Source organism: Paenarthrobacter sp. TE3676 (assembly GCF_056279165.1).
Map to the genome: position 1 here is coordinate 221910 of NZ_JBWBQU010000004.1, position 23645 is coordinate 245554.

The 23645-nt window shown below is 62.1% G+C and carries 22 protein-coding genes; 14 read left to right on the forward strand and 8 right to left on the reverse strand.

The window, feature by feature from the left end:
• The first annotated feature begins 27 nt into the window (after positions 1 to 27).
• The 7 genes from ACZ881_RS11620 to ACZ881_RS11650 all read left to right on the forward strand — a co-directional run bounded on the left by ACZ881_RS11620 (position 28) and on the right by ACZ881_RS11650 (position 8386).
• Positions 28 to 1431, forward strand: coding sequence for an FAD-binding oxidoreductase (locus ACZ881_RS11620; protein WP_476115461.1), 1404 nt, complete (start codon positions 28 to 30; stop codon positions 1429 to 1431).
• A gap of 58 nt (positions 1432 to 1489) precedes the next feature.
• A complete protein-coding gene (locus ACZ881_RS11625) occupies positions 1490 to 3142 on the forward strand; it encodes an ABC transporter substrate-binding protein (RefSeq protein WP_476115463.1) in 1653 nt (550 codons plus the stop codon).
• The gene (locus ACZ881_RS11630) at positions 3139 to 4107 is read left to right on the forward strand and encodes an ABC transporter permease (protein ID WP_476115466.1); all 969 of its coding nucleotides are present in this window, start codon (positions 3139 to 3141) and stop codon (positions 4105 to 4107) included. Before ACZ881_RS11625 ends, ACZ881_RS11630 begins: the two co-directional genes overlap by 4 nt.
• Positions 4104 to 4958 carry an ABC transporter permease gene (locus tag ACZ881_RS11635; RefSeq protein ID WP_476115468.1) on the forward strand — a complete coding sequence of 285 codons (855 nt, stop codon included), beginning with the start codon at positions 4104 to 4106 and terminating at the stop codon, positions 4956 to 4958. Before ACZ881_RS11630 ends, ACZ881_RS11635 begins: the two co-directional genes overlap by 4 nt.
• Positions 4959 to 4978: 20 nt before the next feature.
• Positions 4979 to 6673: a dipeptide ABC transporter ATP-binding protein gene (locus ACZ881_RS11640; protein ID WP_476115470.1), complete on the forward strand. Its 1695-nt coding sequence runs from the start codon at positions 4979 to 4981 to the stop codon at positions 6671 to 6673.
• Positions 6670 to 7872, forward strand: coding sequence for an aminotransferase-like domain-containing protein (locus tag ACZ881_RS11645; RefSeq protein ID WP_476115472.1), 1203 nt, complete (start codon positions 6670 to 6672; stop codon positions 7870 to 7872). Before ACZ881_RS11640 ends, ACZ881_RS11645 begins: the two co-directional genes overlap by 4 nt.
• Before the next feature lie 304 nt (positions 7873 to 8176).
• A complete protein-coding gene (locus ACZ881_RS11650) occupies positions 8177 to 8386 on the forward strand; it encodes a hypothetical protein (protein ID WP_476115476.1) in 210 nt (69 codons plus the stop codon).
• 22 nt (positions 8387 to 8408) lie between these two features.
• Here ACZ881_RS11650 and ACZ881_RS11655 read toward each other — a convergent pair whose 3' ends face one another.
• Complete coding sequence (locus ACZ881_RS11655) at positions 8409 to 9350, reverse strand: LysR family transcriptional regulator (RefSeq protein WP_476115478.1); 942 nt, start codon at positions 9348 to 9350, stop codon at positions 8409 to 8411.
• 120 nt (positions 9351 to 9470) lie between these two features.
• On the opposite strand from ACZ881_RS11655, the gene ACZ881_RS11660 reads away from it, so the two are divergent.
• The 3 genes from ACZ881_RS11660 to ACZ881_RS11670 are packed head-to-tail and all read left to right on the forward strand — an operon-like array spanning position 9471 to position 12105.
• Positions 9471 to 10463 (forward strand): DUF1852 domain-containing protein, encoded by a 993-nt coding sequence (locus ACZ881_RS11660; protein ID WP_476115480.1) that lies wholly within the window; start codon positions 9471 to 9473, stop codon positions 10461 to 10463.
• A 20-nt stretch (positions 10464 to 10483) separates the two neighbouring features.
• Positions 10484 to 11530: a methionine synthase gene (locus ACZ881_RS11665; protein WP_476115482.1), complete on the forward strand. Its 1047-nt coding sequence runs from the start codon at positions 10484 to 10486 to the stop codon at positions 11528 to 11530.
• A gap of 2 nt (positions 11531 to 11532) precedes the next feature.
• Complete coding sequence (locus ACZ881_RS11670) at positions 11533 to 12105, forward strand: flavin reductase family protein (RefSeq protein ID WP_476115484.1); 573 nt, start codon at positions 11533 to 11535, stop codon at positions 12103 to 12105.
• A 527-nt stretch (positions 12106 to 12632) separates the two neighbouring features.
• On the opposite strand, the gene ACZ881_RS11675 is transcribed toward ACZ881_RS11670, so the two are convergent.
• On the reverse strand, positions 12633 to 13238 hold the full coding sequence (locus ACZ881_RS11675; RefSeq protein ID WP_476115486.1) for an NAD(P)H-dependent oxidoreductase: 606 nt from the start codon (positions 13236 to 13238) through the stop codon (positions 12633 to 12635).
• An 88-nt stretch (positions 13239 to 13326) separates the two neighbouring features.
• Between ACZ881_RS11675 and ACZ881_RS11680 the strand changes: the two genes are divergently transcribed.
• Positions 13327 to 13896 carry a TetR/AcrR family transcriptional regulator gene (locus tag ACZ881_RS11680; protein ID WP_178992856.1) on the forward strand — a complete coding sequence of 190 codons (570 nt, stop codon included), beginning with the start codon at positions 13327 to 13329 and terminating at the stop codon, positions 13894 to 13896.
• A gap of 1256 nt (positions 13897 to 15152) precedes the next feature.
• On the opposite strand, the gene ACZ881_RS11685 is transcribed toward ACZ881_RS11680, so the two are convergent.
• Both ACZ881_RS11685 and ACZ881_RS11690 read right to left on the reverse strand, forming a co-directional pair.
• Positions 15153 to 15992 carry a helix-turn-helix domain-containing protein gene (locus tag ACZ881_RS11685; RefSeq protein ID WP_476115490.1) on the reverse strand — a complete coding sequence of 280 codons (840 nt, stop codon included), beginning with the start codon at positions 15990 to 15992 and terminating at the stop codon, positions 15153 to 15155.
• 105 nt (positions 15993 to 16097) lie between these two features.
• Positions 16098 to 17183 (reverse strand): MFS transporter, encoded by a 1086-nt coding sequence (locus ACZ881_RS11690; protein ID WP_476115492.1) that lies wholly within the window; start codon positions 17181 to 17183, stop codon positions 16098 to 16100.
• Between the two features lie 210 nt (positions 17184 to 17393).
• Here ACZ881_RS11690 and ACZ881_RS11695 point away from each other — a divergent pair, with 210 nt between their 5' ends.
• The 3 genes from ACZ881_RS11695 to ACZ881_RS11705 are packed head-to-tail and all read left to right on the forward strand — an operon-like array spanning position 17394 to position 19770.
• Positions 17394 to 18083, forward strand: coding sequence for an Atu4866 domain-containing protein (locus ACZ881_RS11695; protein WP_476115494.1), 690 nt, complete (start codon positions 17394 to 17396; stop codon positions 18081 to 18083).
• A 32-nt stretch (positions 18084 to 18115) separates the two neighbouring features.
• Positions 18116 to 19516: an amidohydrolase family protein gene (locus tag ACZ881_RS11700; protein ID WP_476115496.1), complete on the forward strand. Its 1401-nt coding sequence runs from the start codon at positions 18116 to 18118 to the stop codon at positions 19514 to 19516.
• A complete protein-coding gene (locus tag ACZ881_RS11705; RefSeq protein ID WP_476115499.1) occupies positions 19513 to 19770 on the forward strand; it encodes an Atu4866 domain-containing protein in 258 nt (85 codons plus the stop codon). Before ACZ881_RS11700 ends, ACZ881_RS11705 begins: the two co-directional genes overlap by 4 nt.
• 528 nt (positions 19771 to 20298) lie before the next feature.
• Here ACZ881_RS11705 and ACZ881_RS11710 read toward each other — a convergent pair.
• The 4 genes from ACZ881_RS11710 to ACZ881_RS11725 form a co-directional block, all read right to left on the reverse strand.
• Positions 20299 to 21561: an FAD-dependent oxidoreductase gene (locus ACZ881_RS11710; protein WP_476115501.1), complete on the reverse strand. Its 1263-nt coding sequence runs from the start codon at positions 21559 to 21561 to the stop codon at positions 20299 to 20301.
• The gene (locus ACZ881_RS11715; RefSeq protein WP_476115503.1) at positions 21558 to 21986 is read right to left on the reverse strand and encodes a RidA family protein; all 429 of its coding nucleotides are present in this window, start codon (positions 21984 to 21986) and stop codon (positions 21558 to 21560) included. Before ACZ881_RS11715 ends, ACZ881_RS11710 begins: the two co-directional genes overlap by 4 nt.
• 75 nt (positions 21987 to 22061) lie before the next feature.
• Complete coding sequence (locus ACZ881_RS11720) at positions 22062 to 22859, reverse strand: amino acid ABC transporter ATP-binding protein (RefSeq protein WP_476115504.1); 798 nt, start codon at positions 22857 to 22859, stop codon at positions 22062 to 22064.
• Positions 22856 to 23614: an amino acid ABC transporter permease gene (locus ACZ881_RS11725; RefSeq protein WP_476115506.1), complete on the reverse strand. Its 759-nt coding sequence runs from the start codon at positions 23612 to 23614 to the stop codon at positions 22856 to 22858. The genes ACZ881_RS11720 and ACZ881_RS11725 overlap by 4 nt, the downstream gene beginning before the upstream one ends.
• Positions 23615 to 23645: the final 31 nt, after the last annotated feature.

Genomic DNA, 23645 nt, shown 5'->3' on the forward strand with positions numbered 1-23645 from the left:
CATGCACCCGGACAGAAAGACACCGGCATGACAACACAGCTCACTCATGAAGACACCGCAACCCACGAACACATTCAGGACTACATCCGTGAACTCACGCGACGGGTTGAAGGCATCCAGGTCCTCGAGCCCGGCATCGGGACCACCCGCTACAGCCACGACGCAGCCGCCAGCGGAAACCCGGGTCCCGCCGTCGTGCTTCCCGAAACAGCGGCGGAGGTCCAGACGGCCGTAAAACTGGCCGCGGAACTTGGCGTGACGGTGGTGCCCCGTGGCGCCGGGACCGGCCTGTCAGGAGGTGCCACCGCACATACGGACCAGATAGTTATCTCCACCGAGAAACTCACCCGCATCATTGAGGTCTCCCCTTTGGATGAAGTGGCAGTAGTTGAACCCGGTGTCATCAATGCGAATCTCAATAAACACCTCGAACCATTCGGTCTTTTTTACGCGCCGGATCCGGCAAGTTTCGATATTTCCTCTATCGGGGGCAATATCGCCACCAACGCAGGCGGACTCCGCTGCGCCAAATATGGAGTGACCCGCGAGTCCGTCCTTTCGCTCGACATCGTCCTCCCGGACGGCAGCCTCATCAATGTCGGCCACCGCTCCATTAAGGGCGTTACCGGACTGGACCTCACATCCTTGTTCGTCGGCTCCGAAGGAATCCTCGGCATCGTCACCAAAGCGACGGTCCGGTTGCGTCCCATCCCCGTGGCCCGCAAGACCGTCACCGCCTTCTTCAACAGCACGGCAGAGGGCGCCGAGGGGCTCGCGGCCATCACCCTCTCCCCCGTCCGACCGGCCGCCATCGAATTCTTCGACACCCCCAGCCTGTCCAACATTGACGCCCACTCCGGAACCGCGCTGAGGGAAAGTGGCGCCGCCCTGATCCTCATCGAAATCGACGGCTACGGCATCGGCGACCAAGCCGCGGACCTCGCCACAGCGCTCACCGCAGCAGGCGGCCGCGTCACGGTGGAATCCGACGACGACGCCGTGCGGCTCTGGGAACTGCGCCGCAGCGGCCGCGGCCTCCCGCAGGACAAGTGGTACGTCGGCGAGGACATCGCCGTGCCAAAGTCCCAACTGCCCAAGGTCTACGCAGCCTTCCCCGCCCTGGAAGCACGATTCGACGTGGAGATTTCGGCGGTATCGCACGCCGGCGACGGCAACCTTCACCCGCTGATCACCAAGGACAAAACGCCCGACGACGGCGCGAACCCGCCTGCGTCCCTCACCGAAGCTGCCACTGAACTGGTTAAGGTGGCGCTCTCCCTCGGCGGGACGGTCACCGGCGAACACGGCGTGGGAACGATCAAGCGCGATTGGGCAGCCCTGGAACTCTCGGAGCGCAGCCGCGAGGTGCAGCACGCCATCAAGGCGGCAATCGACCCCAAGCAACTACTCAATCCCGGCAAGGCTATCTAGCCGCCCTGCCCGCAGCACTACCCCAACGCAATCCCCCTTACGCATCAGGAGCAGCCCCATGACTACCTTTAACACCCCTGAGTTCCGCAGGCGGGCCTTCCTCGCCGGCCTCGGCGCGCTGTCCACCTCCGCCCTCGTCACGGCCTGCGGCGGAACAACCGCCAGCACCGGCACCGGTTCCACCACACCGGTGGACGGCGGCAACATCACCTTCCTGATCCAGGGCTATGACACCGGCTGGGTTTCCAGCAAGACCTCCATCTCCAGCTACGAGGGCAACCTGTGGGGCCAGATCACGGACAAGCTGGTGTACGTCAATGAAAAGGGCGAGTTGAGCCCGTGGGTCGCTGAGAGCTGGGAAGAACTCAATGGGGCCAAGGATTTCGTCATCCACCTGAAGCAGGGCGTGACTTTCTCCGACGGCACTCCGGTGGACGCAGCCGCGGTTGTCGCCAACCTGACAGCTTGGGCGAAGGGCGATTCCACCCGGGGTGTCAGCAAGGTAGGCCTGTTCCCGTCCAGCAACTTCGTCTCCGCCGAAGCCACTGACGCAGCTACGGTAAAAGTCTCCTTCTCGTCTCCTGCACTGGGCTTCATCGCCACGCTGGCCTATCACGGCTGCATCCTGCTCTCCCCGAAGACCCTCACGCTCCCTGTTGAGGCGCAGGCGGACCTCAGCCAGGAAATCGGCAGCGGCCCGTTTGTGGTCACGTCCTGGAAGCAGGGCGACAGCTACGTCCTGGAGAAGCGCAAGGACTACAACTGGGGTCCGGCCGCCCTCGGACACACCGGTCCCGCACGCTTGGACACCATCACCTACAAGGTCATTAAGGATACCTCAGTCCGGACATCTACGGTGGTCTCGGGACAGGCTGAGGTTGCCTTCAACGTGGAACCCCAGGAGATCGAGTCGCTCAAAGCGCAAGGCTTCACGGTGGGAACGCCGCGCTACCTAGGCTTCGTGGACGGCTTCCAGGTCAACACGCAGGCCTTCCCCACCAACGATCCCGCCGTCCGAAAGGCCATCCAGCACGGCATCGACCGCGAAGAGATCCTCAAGACCGTGTACACCAGCGATTGGAACGCCGCCACCACCTTTATTCAGGGCAACGTTCCGGAAGCCGGCGAGTTCAGCGATACCTTCAAGTTCGACGCCGATAAGGCCAACAAAATCCTCGACGACGCCGGCTGGGCAACCGGTTCGGATGGTTACCGTTCCAAGGACGGCAAGACCCTCGAATTCACACTCACTCCCAATCCCTATGTACCGTCCACCAAAGCTGAGGACGAGCTGATCGCCCAGCAGCTGAAGAAGGTGGGCATCAAGGTCAACCTCAAGGTGGTGGACGTCGCCGGGTACGCGGCCGTGCAAGCCAGCAAGCCGCCGCTGTTCCAAACCTCGCGCAGCTTCGTCGACGTCGGAACGGTGGCCGGAGTCCTGACCAGTCAGAACAAGGGTGAAGACTGGTTCGGTCTGGGTACCAGCGACCAGAAGCTGAACGATCTTTCCACCGCGATCGCCACGGCCTCGGACCGGGCTTCCCGCGAAAAGGTTGCCGACGAATTGCAGCATTACGTTCTGGAACAGGGCTACTTCATCCCCCTGAACCAGCTCGTCCAGCGCCTGTACCTGATCAGCCCCAAGATCAAGGACGTCCAGTACAACGGCCTGGCATACGCGAACTTCTACACCGCCTGGATTTCACAGTGACAGGCGACTACAGGCGCTTTGCCCTGACGCGCGCGGGCCAGGCGGTCGTCGTCGTGCTTCTCGCCTACGTGTTCACGTTCCTGATCATCAGCGTCCTTCCAGGCGATGCCATCACCAATACGCTCAGGGACCCCCAGCACGGCCTGAGTGAGGAAGACATCCAGCGGATCGTTGCCTTCTACGGGCTCGATCAGCCGGTGGTGATCCAATTGCTGCTCTCCCTGGGACGGTTCCTGACCGGTGAACTGGGATTCTCGCTGCAATCCAACCTCCCGGTGTCCCAGATCGTTGGCGATGCGTTGCCGTCCACCCTCACCCTTGCTGCTACCGCGCTGTTCATCGCCATCATTTTTGCTGTAGCCATTGCTTACGGCGCTCAATACCTCCCTGGCAAGTGGGCTGCATTCGTCCGGTCCATCCCGTCGTTCTTCCTCTCGGTGCCCAACTTCGTGATCGGACTGGTACTGATCGAGTTCTTCGCGTTCCGTCTGCACACGTTCACCACCACTGACCCCAACAGCCCCGTGGCAACGTTGTTCGCCGCGATCACCCTGGCCATTCCGGTCTCAGCCCCCTTGGCCGAAGTCCTCATAGCCAGCCTGGACCACGAATCCCGGCAGGAATACGCCGTAGTTGCCCGTTCCCGGGGACTGACCGAAGTCAGGCTCTTCGCCAAGCACCTGGTCAAACCTTCGGCCCTGCCGTCGGTGGCCATGGTGGCACTTATCGTGGGCGAACTGCTGGGCGGTTCAGTCATTACCGAGACCATCTTCGGCCGCGACGGTATAGGCACCGTGGTCCAGAAAGCCGTGACCGGTGAGGACCAACCTGTCCTCCAAGCAGTGGTTTCCCTCTCTGCCGTGGTCTTTGTTGCCGTGAACCTGGTGGCTGACCTTGCCTCCCCGCTGCTGGATCCCCGCGTCAAACTCCGGGAAAATAAACTCAAGGAAAAGGTGGGCGCATGACTGCCATCCTCAGCAACACACAGCTACGCGACCTCGGATCGACGCCCAGGAAATTGACCGCCGGGCTGCCGCCGGCAACCGTCCTCCTATCCTTCGCCGTAGTCCTGGTGGTGATCCTGTGGTCGCTGGTTCCGGGCTTGTTCACTTCGTTGAGCCCCGTCACGGGCGATACCGCCAGTAAGTTGGCCGCACCAAGCGCCGCCCACTGGTTCGGCACCGATTACCTCGGCCGCGACCAATACGCCCGGGTGGTCCACGGAACCGCGTCTTCTGTAACAAGTGCGCTGGTGGCTGTGCTCATCGGCCTGGTGATCGGCAGCATCATCGGCCTGGGCAGCGGATTCCGCGGCGGCTGGGTGGATGCCGTCCTGGGCCGCTTCGTCGATGTCCTGCTGGCCATCCCCGGCTTCCTTCTTGCCGTGGTCATTGTCAGCTCGCTGGGTTTCCAGACCATCAACGCCGCTATAGCCACCGGAGTGTCCGCCGTCGCGGTCTTTGCCCGTCTGATGCGGGCAGAAGTGATGCGCGTCCGCGGCGCCACCTACGTTGAAGCGTCCTATCTTGAGGGCGGAAACCGGCTGCACGCGCTGCTGGGACATGTCCTGCCCAACGCTTACCGTTCGGTGCTGGTACTGGCGGTCCTGCAGTTCGGCACGTCCATTCTGATCATCGCTTCACTGGCCTTCCTCGGCTACGGCGATCCACCCCCGGCCTCGGACTGGGGACTGCTGGTTGCATCGGGCAAAACCTACGTCACGGCCCCTTGGCTCGTGTACGCGCCGGCTTTGGTGATCGTGGTCACCGTCCTGTCCGTGAACCGCATCAGCCGCTGGCTGCGAAACGCCCAGTGAAAATTCGAAAGGACACCGACGTGTCAGCTGACCTATTAACAGTGGAAGGCTTGTCGATCGCCTACGGCCCCACCGCCGTCGTCCATGACGTGTCGTTCTCACTGGCCAAAGGCGAGAGCCTGGCCTTGATCGGCGAATCCGGTTCGGGCAAATCCACCATCGCAAAAGCCGTCCTGCGCTTACTCCCCCACGGCGAAGCAACAGCGACTGGCCGCGTGGCACTGAACGGCCGCGACGTTCTGGGCCTGCCGGAGAAGCAGTTCCGTCCACTGCGCGGCCGCGAACTCGGGTTCATCCCGCAGGATCCCGCGTCGGCACTGAACCCGGTCCGGACCATAGGCGCCCAAGCACATGAAGCTGCAGCGCTGCTGGGCGAAACCGACCCGTCGGTTCGCCGCACCAAGATCCTGGACGTCCTGGAGCAAGTGGGGCTACCCGATCCGGTGCGGGTGTACGACTCTTACCCCCATCAACTCTCCGGCGGCATGCTCCAACGCGTGCTGATCGCGCTCACCGTGCTGCCCCGCCCATCGTTGATCGTGGCCGACGAACCCACGTCCGCCTTGGACGTCACCGTGCAAAAGCTGATCCTGGATATGCTCACAGAGCTCCGCCAGGAGTTGAACATCAGCCTGCTCCTGATCACGCATGACCTTGCCATCGCGGCCGAACGCGCCGATTCCCTGGTGGTGCTGAAAGATGGTGCCGTGCAGGAAAGTGGCTCGTCGCGGGACGTGTTCACCGCGCCCCAAACGGACTACGCCCGAAGCCTTCAAGCGGACGTCCCCGCGCTCCATCCGGACCGGTATCGCGCCCAGCGCTCTGTCTTTTCAGCAGAGCCAACGCACGACGTCGACTTCCGCCCTGCCGCTGTTGCCTCACCGTCAGCGGGACTCCAGATTGATGTCCAAGGCGTGACCAAGCGCTTCTCCGCAGGCGGGAAAGACGTCCTCGCCTGCGACGGAGTGTCCTTCGCCGTGGAACGCGGACGGACGCACGCACTCGTTGGCGGATCCGGCTCCGGCAAAACCACCGCTGTGCGATTGCTGCTGGGCCTTGAACAGCCTGACGGTGGGCGCATCTCTGTAGCCGGCCAATCGACGTCGGGCAGGCCCCGTGCGGAAGTGCGCGAAATCCGCAGGCACCTCCAACTCGTTTACCAAAACCCCTTCACCTCCTTGGACCCCACTTGGCGCGTAGGCCGGATCGTCCGTGAGCCGCTGGACCAGTTCGGTGTAGGGACCAAGCCGGAGCGTGCCCAGCGGGTGGAAGAGGCGTTGGCATCCGTAGGGCTGCCAGCCGATGTAGTCTCCCGCCGGCCCGCACATTTGTCCGGCGGCCAACGCCAGCGGGTGGCGATCGCCCGCGCGCTGGTGGTGAGGCCCGACGTCGTGGTTTTGGACGAACCGACATCCGCACTGGACGTGAGCGTACAGGCAGGAATTCTTGAGCTGTTGTCCAAACTGCAACGCGAACTGGGCCTCACCTACCTGTTCGTCTCGCACGATCTGGCGTTGGTGAGACAAGTGGCAGACACCGTTTCCGTCCTGCGAAAGGGACAGGTGGTGGAAGCCGGAGCTGTGAAGGACATCTTCTCGCGACCTCAACATCCCTATACCCGCGCACTCCTCGACTCGATCCCCTTGGCCACTCCCGCAGCGGCGCTGGGCGAGTTTGCCACGGAAGCCGAACAACCAGCGAAGGCCACAGCATGAGCACCCAGACCCTGACAACCACCCGGCGCCCCGCACTGATCGAGGCCTTCACAGCACCGAAGGGATTCGGAGACCAGACGCTCCGCGACCGCAGGGCGGATGCTATCGAACTCCTGGGCGGCGTCCCCGATCCCAGTGTCCTTCCCACAGAAGAGTTGGCCGCCGCCACCGCCCGGGTGCTGGCCGAGCCCGGCGTCCCGGCACTTCAATACTCAAGAACGGCAGGCATCTCACCGCTGCGCGAGTGGATCGCCGAGCGCGAAGGTGTGTCCGTGGACCGGATCCTCATCACCAACGGCGGCTTCCACGGACTCTCCCTCGCGATCCAGACCATAGTGGAGCGTGGCGACCTGGTGGCGGTGGACAACCCGATCTTCCCGTTGTTCCTCCGCGGGCTTCAGTTATCCGATGCCCGAACCTTGCCGGTTTCCGTGGGACCCCGGGGTCTCGACATCGACCATCTCTCGGACCAACTGCGCGCAGGTGCCCGCCCATCGGCCCTCTACACGGTTCCGGACTTCCACAACCCTTCCCAAGGAACACTGCCCGGAGAGGCTCGAAAGGAACTGGTCCGGCTGGCTGAGCACTACGGCTTCGTCATTCTGGCCGACAACCCCTACCGTGAGCTTCGCTTTGCCGGCGCGCAGGAAAGCGTTGAAGAATTCAACACCTCCGATCACGTCCTCCATATCAACACCTTCACCAAGACCCTTGGGCCCGGACTGCGTCTCGGATGGACCGTGGCACCAGAGCACCTGTCCCGCGACCTGGTTGCTTTGCGCAGCAGGCAGGATTCGCACAGCTCCACACTGGTCCAAGCGATCATCGGTGAACTGGTGACCTCCGATCCCGGGATCTTCGACGCAACCCTGGACCGGGCCCGGGCGCTGTACCGGGACCGTGCGGAAACGCTCGTTGCCGCGCTGCACCGCGAGGCGCCGGGGGCTTTCGAAACCGTCCTTCCCGACGGCGGGCTGTTCCTCTGGCCCAAATTGGCCGACTCTTCGGTGGACCCGGACCAACTGGCAGCCGACGCCAGCGCCGAAGGTGTGGAGTACCAGCGGGGCTCGTTCTTCCCCTCAGGTCCAGGGACCGACGCTGACCGGCACCTGCGCCTGGCCTACGGCGATGTTGCGGCGCCGAAGCTGGAAGAAGCGGCAGCACGACTGGGACGGGCGCTGGAGAAGCAGTGGACGTAGGCACCCGTCCGCCCACAACTTCACAGGCGACCCGCGGCGTCGGGCACACCCCGAGGCCAGTGTCAGAGGGACCTGACCAACCATAATGTGCGATCACACAGTACGGTGTCTGCCCGGTGTCTTTGACTTGGAGTTCCAGAGGGCTGCCCAACATGCCCCACGGCTCAATGGAGTTGGCGAAGTAACCGGTCTAGCGAAAATCCACATACTCAGGTTCCCCGTGAGGCAGAGAAAGTACGCTGCAGACCATTGGTCTTAGGTCAGCGATCCTCCGCCTGCGGGTTGAATGGGCAGAAGAGCACTGATGAACGGCCCAACCTTGGGGATCTGCATCTCGGCCAGGACGGCACCGCGGCCTTACAAGCCCGGCGTGATGTCCCTTGGCTGGATCGTCACCACGTGGAACAGGCCGGTTTCCTCGCCGGCGTGTGCCCTGACCATGCCAACGACGGGCAGGTACGACACCAGCAACCCGCTGGGCTGCAACAACCATGTCCAATCACCGAAGGGGTAATGACCCGCGCGCTCAACTGGAGTCAGTCGAGTAGCGCTACGCCGAACTCAGCGACGACGGCCCGCAGTTCCCTGAGGTAGTGCTGCGCTTGGTCGGTGAGCGGGATCGCGGCGTGACCGATCCAGCCGATCTCTATGCGTTCGTCAACGTCGAGCGGGATGGCGACGATCTCCGGGTCGAGCTGCCCGCTGATGATGCCCGTCGAGATGGTGTAGCCGTGGAGCCCGATCATGAGGTTGAAGATCGTGGCACGGTCAGAGACCCGGATCTCCTGCTTACTGGACATGGTGGAGAGAATCTCCTCGGCGAAGTAGAAGGAGTTGTTCGCACCTTGATCGAAGGTTAGCCGCGGCAAGCCGGCGAGATCATCGAGGGTCGCACGCTCTTTTGCGGCGAGCGGGTTGTTCCGTGAAATGAAAATGTGCGGGTCGGCGAGGAAAAGCGGAGTGAACGCGAGCCCGGATTCCCGGAGCAGCTTGTCGATGACCTTCCGGTTGAAATCGTTTCGGTAGAGGATGCCTATCTCGCTGCGGAGCGTCCGGACATCCTCGATGATGTCCCAGGTGCGGGACTCACGGAGCGAGAATTCGTATTCGGCCACGTCAGTGGCCTTGACCATCCGGACGAAGGCGTCCACCGCGAACGAGTAGTGCTGCGTTGACACCCCGAGCAGGCGTCGCCGCGGTGGCCTGCCAAGGTAGCGCTGCTCGAGGAGAGCGAACTGCTCGACGACCTGCCGCGCGTAGCCGAGGAACTCTACCCCGTCGGCGGTGAGGGTGGCCCCGCGGGCGGAGCGAACCAGGAGCGCACGTCCAACCCTGGCCTCAAGGTCCTTCATCGCTGCGGACATTGTCGGCTGCGCTACGTAGAGAAGATCGGCGGCCGCGGAGATCGACCCCTCAGCTGCAACTTCTATGAAGTAGCGGAGCTGCTGCAGGGTTAATCCGCTCGAAATCTGGGCCATAGGAAAATTCTATATCAATGCATAGCAACCACTAGTTACCTGATACCCCACCCTAGGCTGCACCATGGATACATCACCTTCGGAAAGGCCGTCTCCGGCCCATCAACGGATTGGCAGCACATGGCAGACGACTTCACCTTCAGCATCACCACCACCCCTTTCGATGAGGACTACTCCCCGTCGGAAGGCTCGCGGATCACCACGAATTTCGCCAACCTGGCACGGGGAGAGCACCGCCAGGAGAACCTCCGCAATGCCTTGACCATGATTCGGCGCCGCTTCAACGATCTTGCATGCTGGGACAACCCGGACCGGGACCGTTACACGCTCGAGCTTGAGATCGTCTCCGTGCAGATAGAGTTCACTGCGGAAGGTACGGACCAGAAGTTCCCCCTGTTCGAGGTTCTCGACATCCAGATCATCGACCAGCTGAACGGGGTCCGCCACCAAGGGATCGTGGGGAACAACTTCTCCTCCTACGTCCGTGACTTCGACTTTAGCGTCGTACTGCCAGCGGCAGCAGCGGAGGCAGGCAAGCCCACCGTTCCCGAGGACTTCGGCGATCTGCACGGCAAACTGTTCCAGCAATTCCTCGATTCCCCGGCATGCCAGGAACGCTTCCCGCAGCCGCCAGTGGTGTGCATCAGCGTCTCCACGACCAAGACGTACCGGCGAACGGAGAACCGTCACCCCGTCCTGGGCGTCGAGTACCAGCAGGACGAGTTCTCGCTGACGGACGCGTACTTCGCAAAGATGGGGCTGCAGGTCCGCTACTTCATGCCACGCGGCAGCGTTGCGCCGCTCGCCTTCTATTTCCGCGGCGACCTGCTCAACGACTACTCCAACCTGCAGCTCATCGGCACGATCAGCACCATGGAGACGTTCCAGAAGATCTACCGCCCGGAGGTCTACAACGCGAACTCCGCCGCCGCCGTCGTCTACCAACCGAGCCTGGGCGAGCAGGATTACTCGCGGACCCAGATCGATTACGACCGCGTCGAGCGCAGTCAGCTGGCAGTCACTCAGGCGAAGTACACGGAGGAACACTTCATCACGCCCCACAAGGACCTGTTGGACCAGTGGACCGCCAAATACCCCGCTCTCGTCAACTGACCCACGGAGAATCGTCAATCATGAACACACTTTTGCCCACCACCGTTGTCGGAAGCCTGCCGAAACCATCCTGGCTGGCACAGCCGGAGACTCTTTGGTCCCCGTGGAAGCTGGAGGGAGATGCGCTGCTCGAGGGCAAGCAGGATGCACTGCGCATTGCCATCCACGAGCAGAGCCGACGCGGCATCGACATCGTCAGCGACGGCGAGCAAACCCGCCAGCACTTCGTCACCACATTCATCGAGCATCTCAGCGGGGTCGACTTTGAACAGCGCAAGACCGTGCGCATCCGCGATCGCTACGACGCGAGCGTGCCGACCGTCGTCGGAGCAGTCCGCCGTGAGCGGCCGGTATTCGTCGAAGACGCAAAGTTCCTCCGCGCAACCACCGACCGGCCGATCAAATGGACTCTTCCCGGCCCCATGACCATGGTGGACACGCTCTACGATGACCACTACAAGAGCCGCGAGAAGCTGGCCTGGGAGTTTGCTGCCATCCTTAACCAGGAGGCGAAGGAACTGGAGGCGGCCGGTGTGGACATCATCCAGTTCGACGAGCCCGCGTTCAACGTCTTCCTCGACGAGGTCAAGGACTGGGGCGTGGCTGCGCTTGAGAGAGCGGCAGAAGGGCTGCGTGCGGAGACCGCCGTGCATATCTGCTACGGCTACGGAATCAAGGCGAATAACGACTGGAAGGCGACGCTCGGCTCACAGTGGCGGCAGTACGAGGAAACGTTCCCGCTGCTTCAGGGCTCCAGCATCGACATCATCTCGCTGGAATCCCAGAACTCCCACGTGCCCATGGACCTCATCGAGCTCCTCCGCGGCAAGAAAGTCATGCTCGGGGCAATCGACGTCGCAAGCGAGACCATCGAGACCCCGGAGGAAGTCGCCAACACCCTCCGCAAGGCCCTGCAGTTCGTCGATGCGGACAAGCTCATCGCCAGCTCCAACTGCGGCATGGCACCGTTCCCCCGGGACATCGCACTGGCCAAGCTAAGTGCCCTCAGCGCAGGGACGAACATCATTCGCGAGGAACTCGCCCGCTCCGCCCCCGGGGCGTCATAACGATGTTTCACGCCTACCCCCCAGACACTTGGCTCGAGGTTCCGAAGCAAAGCTTCCCGTCCTCCCTCTCCGCCGACGAATTCAAAGCACTGTTCCGTGGCCACCCGGGAGGTGTCGCCGTCATCACGGCCGATGCCGGCGAAGGACCGGTGGCGCTGACGGTATCGTCGGTCGTGTCAGTGAGTGCGGAACCTCCGTTGCTGATTTTCTCGGTCTCGGCACTGTCCTCTGCCTCCGAGGTGCTTTCACGCGCCGAAACCGTCGTCGTGCACCTGCTGGACGCGCACGACGTCGACTTGGCCAAGTTTGGAGCGACACCCGGCGCCGACCGCTTTGACCAGACGCACCGCTGGTCGGCCCTTGCAACCGGCGAAGCCGTCTATGACGATGTCCGCGCCTGGGTGCGCTGCGCCGTCATCAATCGCATGGAGGTGGGGACCTCCACAATCATCGCCGTTCACGCCCTGGAGGCGCGCGTAATGCGTGACGTCTCAGCGGGCGAACCCAGTGACGCTCTGGTCTACCACAACCGTTCATGGCACCGTCTGGGCGAGCATTCCAAGCTTGAAGGCTGAGCGCCGCGCCAACAATGCCAGGCGCTAGGCCGAACGGCTCACGACGGCGGGAGCATAACTCCCGCCGTCGTCCTCATTAACGTCGGATCGTCCTTCGACTTCCTGAAGGGCAACCCTGGTCTGCACGCATGCGACGCTTCGGTTCGCCCTCAAGAAGCTCCCACCGGAAGCGTTTGAACGGCACCGTACTGGCGATCGATGAGTTCTATCATGTCTCCGCGGACACCGAAGCTAACCGCTCGGCGCGCTCCTGCGGGAGGTCATGAACAGCCCAGACGAATACATCGTCGCGATGACCATTATCGAAGAGTACCGGAGGCCCACGCCCTGGAAACGAGCTTGAGCCCGAGAACTGCAGGAGCACTTTCGGCTAACCCCAACAAGACACATCGTCCGATATCGGCATTGAAAGCACGGGAGTAGAAGTAGCTGCGAGAATCGCTTTCCCGCCTGCGAACCAGGCGATTCCGGCTCAGAAGCAGTTTTGCGCCCAACACCATGCGTTCAAGCGTTCCCAGGTTGTTCCGTTACATTTTTGGTGTGAGTAATGGGGCGGTGATCTCATGAGCGAGCTGGCGCATCTCCTCGTTGAGGTCAGTGCGTGACTTTGTATCAGTATCGTAAAGGTAAGTGGTGGACCCCCGCTTGGCTCCGCAGTAGTCCACGATCCCGTGGTCGATTTGGGTGCTGAGGGACGCGCCATAGCCGTGCCGGCGATATACTCCTGCATCGGCTCCCGCGACCGGAATCAGATGCACGGTCAAGTCCTTCAACTTGGGCCTTAGAGGCCCACCCTCGGGCTGTTCAAAGGCCCAGCCTCTGACGAATACCCGGTCAATCCAGCCTTTGAGGAGAGCCGGCATTGACCACCAGTAGACCGGAAAGACCAGAAACAAGTGCTCAGCCTGGTCGATGCGTTTCTGTTCAAGAACCACGTCACCAGGCACAGCCCTCCGGCCTAGGAAAGCATCGTGATCATCGGTGCCGAAACGAGGCTCAAAGCCCTCGGCGGCGAGATCCGCCACACCAGTGACTGCGCCTCGCGCGGTCAGAGCGTCATTCAGCTCCGCCGCAAAGCGATGAGTCAATGAGTTTTCGTCGGGGTGAGCGAGAACTATCAAGACGTTGGTCATAACTTCTCCAAACTATACAGAATGTAACTTACTAAAAGTAGGTTACCAACGGTAGGGTATAGTCGGGGTAGATGACAAGGGGGCCGTTTTGCAGGTCAAGATGCGACGAGAAGAACGTCGGGAACAGTTGCTGACAGTTGCATGGTCAATTGTCCGGGAGGGCGGCGCTGATTTATTGACCCTGGGGCGCCTGGCGGAGCGCGCGCACGTAACGAAACCTGTAGTCTACGATCACTTCCCGTCGCGCCCGGCTCTCCTGATGGTTCTATACAAAGAATTCGATGATCAGCAGACGGAAAAACTGGAACATGCCTTGCGGGCTGCTCCGCGCACCCTGCAGGGGCAAGCTCAAGCCATTGCGAGATCCCACGTGGACTGCGTTCTCGCGCACGGGAACGAACTGGTCAGCATCCTCGGGGCCGTCGAAGGAACACCTGAACTGGAACGGCTGAAACTCGGCTCCGAAGCCGCCTACGCAGACCTCTGCCAGGCCGCACTAAGGCCCTACGCCTCCAAGGACCAGCCCTCAAGGGCATCCATCATCGCCATCATCGGGGCCGCCGAAGCCCTCGCTCAAGCCGCCGTCCGCCAGGAAATCCCGCGGGATGAAGCTATTGCCGAAATCACCACCAACATCGTCTTGAACCTGAGCCGTTGATCGGAACAACAAGGTATGGGCCCTCAGAATCGCGAATGCCACGGCCAGAATCGCGAATGCCACGGCGCGCTTGAGTCCGTCGCCCTTACCGGTCACAGGCCCCTCATGACCGTCGTCGATGCTCATCTCCGCTGTTGAACAAATGGTCTTCAGTTCAGGTACTGGTACGTTCAACCGGAGTTCCACGCCGGGAAAGCTTTCCCTCAGGAAACCTTCAACCGTCTGCCCAATCTTCTTTACAGCTTCCAGTCTCAAGTCCTCGGCGGGCTCGCCCGTTTGGATCCAGCATCCTGGAAAAGTGTGGACAATGTCCACATCCCCTTTGGCCTGACAAAGGATCGGCCGGGTCGGTCTCCTCACTAAACGAAGGAGCCAGAACCAAGAACGTGGACGCGGGCTCCCGAAGTCATGTTGCGCTCAGTCCCTCTACCCATGAAGAGGTGTAGGCCAACCACGACCTACCGGACGAGTCAAGAGAGGAACACATAACCCCACTTCAGAGCATGCGGAGGGCCCACGGCCACGACCCTGAACCCGCTCTCCCACAACTGAACAGGCCAACCGGCGGCCAGGCACAAGCCGGCACCACATATCAGAGACCCATGTCAACAATTGTCAACAATTAAAAGCAAAAACCCCCTCTGACGAGGGGGTTTGCCGTGCCCGAGGTGGGACTCGAACGTGATTCCGAGCCTTGGCAACACTGGGAAGTGGTGGAAACATGGAGATTCCGGGGCAGTCCGGTGGCAATACGAGGTAGTCCTAGGTGGGAAGTGTGGACATGTCCACACTTTCTTTTGTCCATGTGTTGCTGTTGGGACGGCATCTTTTGGCGGGAAAAACGCAAGGCACAACGGAGCGCTCCAGGAGCACCGATTTGATGCCGCGAAGGCGACCAGTACGAAGCAAGGCCCTTTCCAAACGTTCATGGCGGTTCGACCCGACGGCGACATGACATCGCAGAACCCCTTTGGAACCCTTCCCGGCGATCCTGCGGCGGCGCCCGGCGCCATAGTTACTAGGCAACACTTCTTCAGTGAGAAGACGGGGCGACGACCTCGCGACCGAACTCAAGCAGGTTGATGGAGACCACGTGGTCAAGGCAGATGTTCCTGCCACGGTAAAGCCGAGGCTTGACCTGGCCTGAACTGCTCAATTTTCGAGAAGCATAGAACTTGACGGTGCGGGCGTTGACTTCGAGACGCCCGAGTATCCGTCCTGTCAGACAATCAGGCTTCGGTCCGCCCTCTTTTGAGTCACCATTTCGTTTCACTGTTTCTGCTCGCGGACGCGGCGAGGGAGCCGAGTAGTTGGAGCTTGTCGGCGCTCGGGCTTCCGGGGGCAGCCAGGTAGACGACCAGCTGTTGACCGGGTGAGCTGCGGACATCGAAGGCGTTGTAGTCCAGGAGCAGGTCTCCTACCGCGGGGTGTTTGAAGGCTTTGGCTTCGTGGGTTTTGCCCCGGACATTGTGTCTGTCCCACAGGACCCGGAACTCGGTGCTGGCGGCGTAGGCTTCGGTGACAAGGGCCTGGGCTCGTTCATGCGCCCCGGCATGGCCGAGGGCGAGGCGCAGGTTCGCGACGCAGGTTTCGCTCGCGCGCTCCCAGTCGATGAAGAAACTACGTCCAAGCGGATCCATGAAAGTCATCCGCACCAGATTGTCAACGCGGTCGAAACCAGAGTAAAGAGCTTCCGCGAGGCCGTTGCATGCGAGGATATCGAGCTGCCGGTTAATGATCAGCGCGGGGGTGTGGACCCAGGATTGCAGAAGTTCGGTCAGTGAATCGTCCACGGTGTCACTGACTGGTTGGCGTGGCGACGGGGCGAGGTAGGCCAGCCGGAACACGTGGTCCCGTAGATCGGTATCAAGGTTGAGCGCCCCGGCGAGGGCGTTCAGGACGGAAGGAGAGGGATTCTTCTCTCTGCCTTGCTCGAGCCGGGAGTAGTAGTCGACGCTGACGCGTGCAAGCATGGCGACTTCCTCTCTTCGAAGGCCCGAAACCCGCCGCCCCGATTGGGCGCGGATACCGACGTCTGTTGGCTGAACGTGGCCTCGCCGGGCTTTGAGGAAGATCCCGAGATCGTTTGAACTCATGCCTTAACGCTAGTTCCTGGTTCAGCGCTCAGCCAGGCCGTACTGCACCCTGGCTTCGGGGCCGGGTCACCAACACAATGGCGGCTCCGGCCAGGGCAACGGCGATCACGATAAGGACCGCGGCGGGCAGGCCTGGCCCGATGGCGGGGGCTGCGAGAATTGGTCCGAGGCTTCCCCCGATGAACATGAAGGCACCGTACCAGGCGGTCGCGGCGGCCGTTTCGCCGGGTGCGCCACGAGTGCTGGTGCGGTCAGGGCGATGGCCGCAGCGAAAATAATGACACCTGTACCCAGGATAGCGGGGTTCGGTCCTGCGATGAGGATGGCGGCGGGGCCGAGCGCGGCAAGGACGAAGCCGCCGGTGGCGCGGCGCCAGCTCGGAACCCGGTGCATGAGTCCGGCCACGACCGTCATGAGGATTAGGACTGAGACCGTGGCCAGCCGGAGGCCCTGCAGTCCGCCGGGAAATTCAGCGACGGCAGTTGAGTGGCTTAGCTGCAGTGCGGTGAAGAGGGCTATGTAGCAGCCGAGGACCGCAGCCGTAGCACCGTAGAGGGCCAGCAGCGGCCAGTGCCTGATAAGTCGGGGCAGCATGAGGTAGGCCCGGGCAAGGGACACGGCGCTGGGTTCGCCACGACGGAGAAGGAATGCCAGCGCAAAGGCACAACTGAGCAGTGCGAGGCCGCTGGCCGTGAAAACCCCTCGCCACCCCCACGCCTCCGCGGCAGGTCCGGCGAGCAGCGGCATGACAATGGCCGACACCAGAAAAGCCGTGGTCAGCCCCGTGGTGGCGAAGGTGCGCTGGCGGGGCGGGAACTGCTGGGAGACGTACACCAATGCGCAGGGCGCGAACGAGGCAGTGAGGAAGCCCTGCACGGCCCGCACGATCAACGCCGCCTCCAGTGAGGTCGGAACGAAGCCGACCATGAAGGCTGCGCCGGATGCGCAGCCCAAGCCGATGATTAGGACAGATCGGACGCCGAAACGGGTCGCGAGCGGGCCTGTCAGAAGGAAACCTGCAGCGTGGGTGACACCGAAGACCGTAGTCAGTGTGGTCGCGGCCGCAGGTGTTACCCGGAATTCGTCGGCGATCTGGTTCAGCATGCCAAGAACGATGTAGGCCTGGCCCACGGCCAGAACCCCCGTCAAGGTGAAGAAGGCCACCGTCAGGCTGCTGCGGACAAGGGACATTTCAGATGTGGAGGTAATGATGAAACCTTTCCGAGGGCGGTCAAACGTTTTGCGACCACCTACTCTTCCCCAGCCGACCCGGAAGGAAGAAACAGGCCGCAGCGCACCCCGGTACGGAACGGTCTGGTGAGGTTCTCAACGGGCCGGAAGACTGGAAAACGTCCGAAACAGTCCCCACCAACGGCCTCTCCGTCATTCAGGAAACTCCCCATGGCATCACCCTTCACCACTGAACTTCTAGCGCTCGTCCGCGACAACCGCACAGAAAGCCGGCGTCCCCTCATCGGTGACTTCGAGCAGGGAGACGTCCTGCTGGGCGGAACCCGCATTGTGGGTATCGGTCCAGGGCTTATCACCGCTGCCGACGACGACGGCGCTATCGTCATCGACTGCGCGGGCTTCGCGATCGTTCCTGCCGTCCTGGACATGGCACAGCTGACCGGGCTTCGCCCCACGAACCACAGGGCACCTCATGCGATGTCTCCAGGCAACGCAGCGTCTTTCGCGGTTCTTCCGGCCCAAGACGGAGAATCAGCAACCCACGCGCTCCAACGCTTTCTCACCACGCCCGATTCGGCCCTCACGGTTCTCATCGACGGTGTGGTGACCCGCTGGGACGGGCACCCACTCGACGTCGGCACGGCTGCAACCACCACGGCTGAGGGCATACCAGATAAGCGCCTCGGCACCTGGATCGACCAGACCGACTTCGTCCATCAGCACCTGGCCGCCGATGGCCGCTACGACGAAACCCGCGGTGCACGAGAACACGCCTACCAAGGTCGTTTCTGGGTCACCGGTGACCGCATCGACTACCTCGATGACCTCGGATTCTGGGCGTTCGGAGAGTTCGTCGATGACACCCTCCACCACGCTGGCTACACCTTCCACCGCGCCTAACCCCACCAAATCCCCAAAGCGAAAGAACCGTGATGAACACGCCTTCCCTGTCTGACTTCTCCCAAGCCCGTTCCAGCGGACGACCGATACTCCTCACCGGAGGAGCGGTCGTGACCATGGACCCCAACGTGCCCGACCTTCCCACCGGGGACGTACTCCTGTCCGGCTCACACATCGTCGCGGTAGGCGCAGACCTCTGCTCCGATCCCGCCCACGCAGCCGTCGCCGCGTCTGCGCTGACCATCAACACGCACGGGGCAATCGTCAGTCCCGGATTCGTGGACACCCACCGCCATTCCTGGCAGACCCAGCTGCGCCGCAGCATCCCCGATGTCAACGACCTCGGCCAGTACGTCATGTCGACCCTCGCCGGGATAGCGCCCAGCTACACCCCACACGACATGCACGTCGGCATCCGCCTGGCCGCCCTCACAGCGCTGGATTCCGGCATCACCACCATGCTGGACTTCTCCCACAACTCCCGGTCAGCAGCACACTCGGACGCCGCGATCAACGCCCTCATCGACACCGGCATCCGCGGCGTGCACGCCTCGATGGCACCACACTTCGGCGACTGGGACCACCAATGGCCCGCCGATATGAACCGAATGATGGACGCCTTCCACGGCGCCAACAACGGCCTGGTGACCCTCCGCCTGGCCGCACTTTCGACCGATGAGATCGCCGGACCCCACATCGCCTACGGGCCGGAACTCGCCGCGATCGCCCGCGACCTCGGCATCTGGACCAGCATCGACGCAGTCTTTGGCGCCCCGTCCTCAATGGCGATTCTCGAATGGGCGAAGCAGGGCATCCTCGACCCGACACTGACCCTGATTCACTCCACCGGGCTCACTCCAGAGGCCTGGGCCGCGATGGGCGACGCCGGCGTGACCGTCTCCCTCGCCCCCACCTCCGACGCGCAAATCGGCCTCGAAACCGCCATTCCTGCCATCGACGAAGCGCTGTCAGTCGGAATCCGCCCCGGACTCAGCATCGACGTCGAGGTCGCCCTCGCCAACGACATGTTCACGCAAATGCGCGCTCTCCACGCGATCCAACGAATGCGCGCCACGAACGCCGAATACGGCACCGCCCCAACGCTCGCCAAGATCACCACCCGCGACGTCCTCGACCTCGCCACACTGCAGGGCGCCCGAACCAACGCCCTCGGAGACGTCACAGGCTCCCTGACACCGGGCAAAGAGGCAGACATCCTCATCGTCCGCGCCGACGACATCAACAACATGCCCCTCAACGACGCCATCGGAACCCTGGTCCTCGGCGCCGACGCCCGAAACATCGAGACCGTCCTGGTCGCAGGACAGGCACGCAAATGGTCAGGAACGCTCGTAGGAGAAGACCTCGAAGCCCTGCGGGGGGAAGTGGTCCTGTCCCGCGACGGGATCGTCCGACGGGTCGCTGCCCTGTGAGCGCAACCAATCAGCCCGAACATTCCTACGTCGGCCTCTGGGTCACCGCAGATGCACAAATCCGGCAGCGCCTCCTGCCGGAGGGACGATACGTCGAAGCGCGCGGAACCCGAGAAGCGGCCTACACCGGCGCCTACCGGATCGACGGCACCATGATCTACTACCGCGATGACACCGGGTTCTCCGCCGACGGGCAATTCCGTGATGACGTCCTCTACCACGCAGGCATGGTGATGTACCGGCACGTGGACTAGCCAGATGCACATGTTGCCTCACGTCAACAGGACACATCATGCAGTAGCCGACCATCCGGTTCTCCATCTCATGCGTCCACGCTGGGTGAGAGCCCTCGTGGGTAGGAGTCTTTAGAGGATGCAGGCGCGGCTTGACCGCATCGCCCGCTGCAATCACGACCATAGCTGAGGATGAAGCCCGCCGGTGTCCCGCCGGTGGGCTTCTTTGTACGGTCAGATGCCAGCGTAAGTTCCATGCCGGCTGTCTAGTCTGAATCGTCAAGCCATCCCAGTGCGTCCGCTCTCGAGGTAAAGAAACGCGTGGGGCAGCCGACCTCACCCGTCCCAATTTGATAGTCGAACAGCATTCGATCGACAGCGTCGGCAGCGAGCAAATCGATCCTTGCATCTCAACGCTTCATTGCAACGAAAAGCATTGTTTATTTCCACACGCCAACAGGCTGCGTCGGCGCGCGAAGACGGCGGGAAACCTGGCTCAGATTGATGAGCTCCGCCATGGGCTCATCGGTCGGCCGTCCAGTCGCGCGGCTAGCGGCCCACAGCGTAAGGATCGGCGGGTAATGCGGTGGGTTTGCCCTCAATCTGGTCTGCCAGCATTTCGGCGGCACCGCAGGCCATGGTCCACCCGAGATGGCCATGGCCTGTGTTGATATAAAGGTTGCCCTCCCCAGCCCTGCCAATGATCGGCGGCCCATCCGGAGTCATGGGACGCAGCCCCACTTTATACGTAGCGCGTTGGAAATCCAGGACACCAGGAAACAGTTCGTGTCCTGCCTTGAGGATGCTCCTAAAGTCCTTCTTGGCGTAGTCCAGCGAATACCCTGCAAACTCGGCAGTTGCTGACATCCTGAGGTGGTCGCCGAACCTGGACCATGCAACCAGTGATTTTTCATCTATACCCCCCAATGAGGGAGCCAATGCGCCTTCGTTGATGGGGGCGGTGAGGCTATAGCCCTTGGCGGGGTAGACGGGAAGGCGGACACCGGCCGTGCGGGCCAGATGGGAGGTCTCAGGTCCGCCGGCAAGAATGTATCGGTCGGCGATAAGGTCGCCTCGCTTTCCCTGGAGTGCGGTGACGCTCAATCCGTCCGTGCGCGATCCTCCGGTTCGAATAACTTCGATGGTGGTGTCGAAGGTAAACCGTACTCCTAACTCCTCACAGCGCTTCCGGATTTCGCTTGCAAAGACAGTCGGGTTTCCGGTGGAGTCTGACTCGTCATGAACAGCCCCGACGAAGTGTATTTGGCTTGCAGCCAACGCGGGCTCGAGGGTGAGTAGTTCTTCGCGGGACACAACCCGCTGAGGTTGGTCGTTCGCGCGCATGATGCTGCCGTGTTCCACAGCCCGTCGCAGCCCGTCCTGGTCACGGTGCAGATAAAGAACTCCGCCTCTGGTAGGCCGGAAATCCATACCGTCCCCGCTGATCATTTCATTGAAGAGCTGTTGGCTCCGCTGCGCAAGGCGAAGCTTCGCCAGAGTGTTCCGACGAGCCCGGGGCCCTGTGCATTCCCGAAGGAATTTCAAGCCCCACGACATGAGTTCCGGGTCCAGCCGTGCCTTGACCCGGATGGAGGTGTCAGAACTGAATAGCGACTTCACAAGTTCCTTGGGGGCGGTGGGCGAGGCCCACGCGAATGAGTGGCCCGGTGCGATCAACCCGGCTGTCGCATCACTGGTGGCCCGGGACTCGCCGGTTTCTCGGTCGAGCACTTCAACTTCATGTCCACGGCGAGCCAGTTCATAGGCAGTTGTTACCCCGATGATTCCGGCCCCAACCACCAGCAGCTTCATTTCGACTCCCGCATGCCGGGACCGGAATCCCCCCGGGGAATACGCGCGATCGCCTGCACCTCGATCAGGAGTCGCGGGTCCAGCAATCCCGCCACCACCGTGGCCCGGGATGGCCGATGACCGCCAAAAGCGGCAACCCATGCTTGGTTGAAGGCTCCCGCAACTGCAGGGTCGGTGAGGTACACGGTGCAGGAAACAACGTCGTCAAGGGTGGCGCCATGGACTGAAAGAACCCGAGCCAGACGCTCTAACGAGCACCGGGTCTGCACCGCCACATCCCCCACGCCAATAACGGAACCGTCGTCAGCGAAGGAGACTTGGCCGGACACATAAATGGTGTCGCCGCACACGGTTGCCGAGGGGTAGGGCGATTCAGGGCCGGTGATGCCGTCCACGTCCAATGTGGGGCTGTAGGTCGAATTCATTGATCTCTTTCGAAGGAATGAGGGCATGACGGCATCGACGCCGCATGGCCCGAAGTGAGGAGGTACTTGGGTGGCTCAGTTGTCCGTGTTGTAAGAGCGGAGGAATGCCTTGGTGCGTTCTTCGCGTGGATTGTCGATGACGTCGGAGGGAGGCCCCTGCTCGATGATGTGGCCGCCGTCGATGAAGACGATCTGATCGGAGATTTCGCGGGCGAAGGGCACCTCGTGTGTCACGATGACCATGGTCATCCCGGAGCGCGCGAGTCGTCGCATGACCGCCAGGACGTCACGGGTCGATTCAGGATCCAGGGCCGATGTTGGCTCGTCGAACAGCAGTAGGCTGGGCCCGAGCGCCAAAGCCCGGGCTATGGCCACGCGCTGCTGTTCGCCGCCGGACATCTGCTCGGGGAAGGCCAACGCCCGGTGTGACAATCCGACTTCAGCCAATAGTTCCAGAGCCGTGTGGAGTGCTTTCTTCTCGGGGATTTTCAGCCCCTTCATCTGGGCCAGCATGACGTTCTCCACAGCCGTGAGGTGTGGAAAGAGATAGAAGCGTTGAAAGACCATCCCCACCCGTTGCCGAAGTTTCGCCAGGTCCTTGCACACCGTCTTCCTGCCTGCGAACACGGCTTCGCCTTGCAGGGTGATGGAGCCCGAGTCGGGTTGTTCAAGAAGGTTGATACAGCGCATGAGGGTGGTCTTGCCGCCGCCGCTCCGCCCAATGATGCTGACGATGTTGCCGGGTTTGACGGTGAAATCGACGTTGTCCAGCACCGTCCGCCCCGAGAAGGATTTCACCAGGGATTTGATCTCGACCACTGGAAGTGTGCTGGTCACCGCCTGGCCTTCCGTTTCGATTCTTCCGACGGTCATGGCTTTACCTCCGAGTATGGCGTGGTTTCCGATGCTGCCAAGAGTGCCCGGGCCTGGACCAGCCTCCGGTGCCGGCGGAGCGACAAGGGCGCACCTGCCTGGACGCGGCGCTCGAGCCTGAGCACCAGCTGCGAGAGCGGGTAGCAGACCACGAAGTAGATCGCGGATATGACGATGTACACCTCCAATGCCCTGAACGTTTCGCTCGCAATCAGCTGAGCCTGGGACATTAGTTCTGCCGCCGAAATTACTACGAGAAGTGACGTGGATTTCAGCAGGTCAACCAGCATGGTGCCTGTTCCTGGAAGCGCGAGTCGCAGGGCTTGCGGGAAGATGATGCCGGCGAACGTCACTGTCGGGCCTAATCCGAGGGCTTGGCCAGCTTCCTGTTGCCCCGGATGGACACCAAGCAGCGCCGCGCGGAAGATTTCGGAGAGATAGGCGCCGTAGAAAATGACCAGACTGAGCGTTCCCGCTTGGAAGGCGTCGAGCCGGAGCCCGATGGACGCGAGGCCGAAGTACGTAATGAAAATGATGGCCAATAGCGGGATGTTCTTGAACAGCTCCGTGTAGACGGCCGCCGGTATGCGGAGGATTCGCTTGGAACTGATGCGGAGGAGTGCGACGCCCAGTCCGACTGCCACTGCGCCGATAAATCCGGCGGCAGTGTAGCCAAGGGTTCTCAGCAGGCCGTCAGCGAGCGATGGCAAGTAATCCTGCCACGGCACTTGAAACAGGCCAGGTGCGGGGTTCATGGTGTTTTCCTGTCTGTAATTGCTTCGCCTG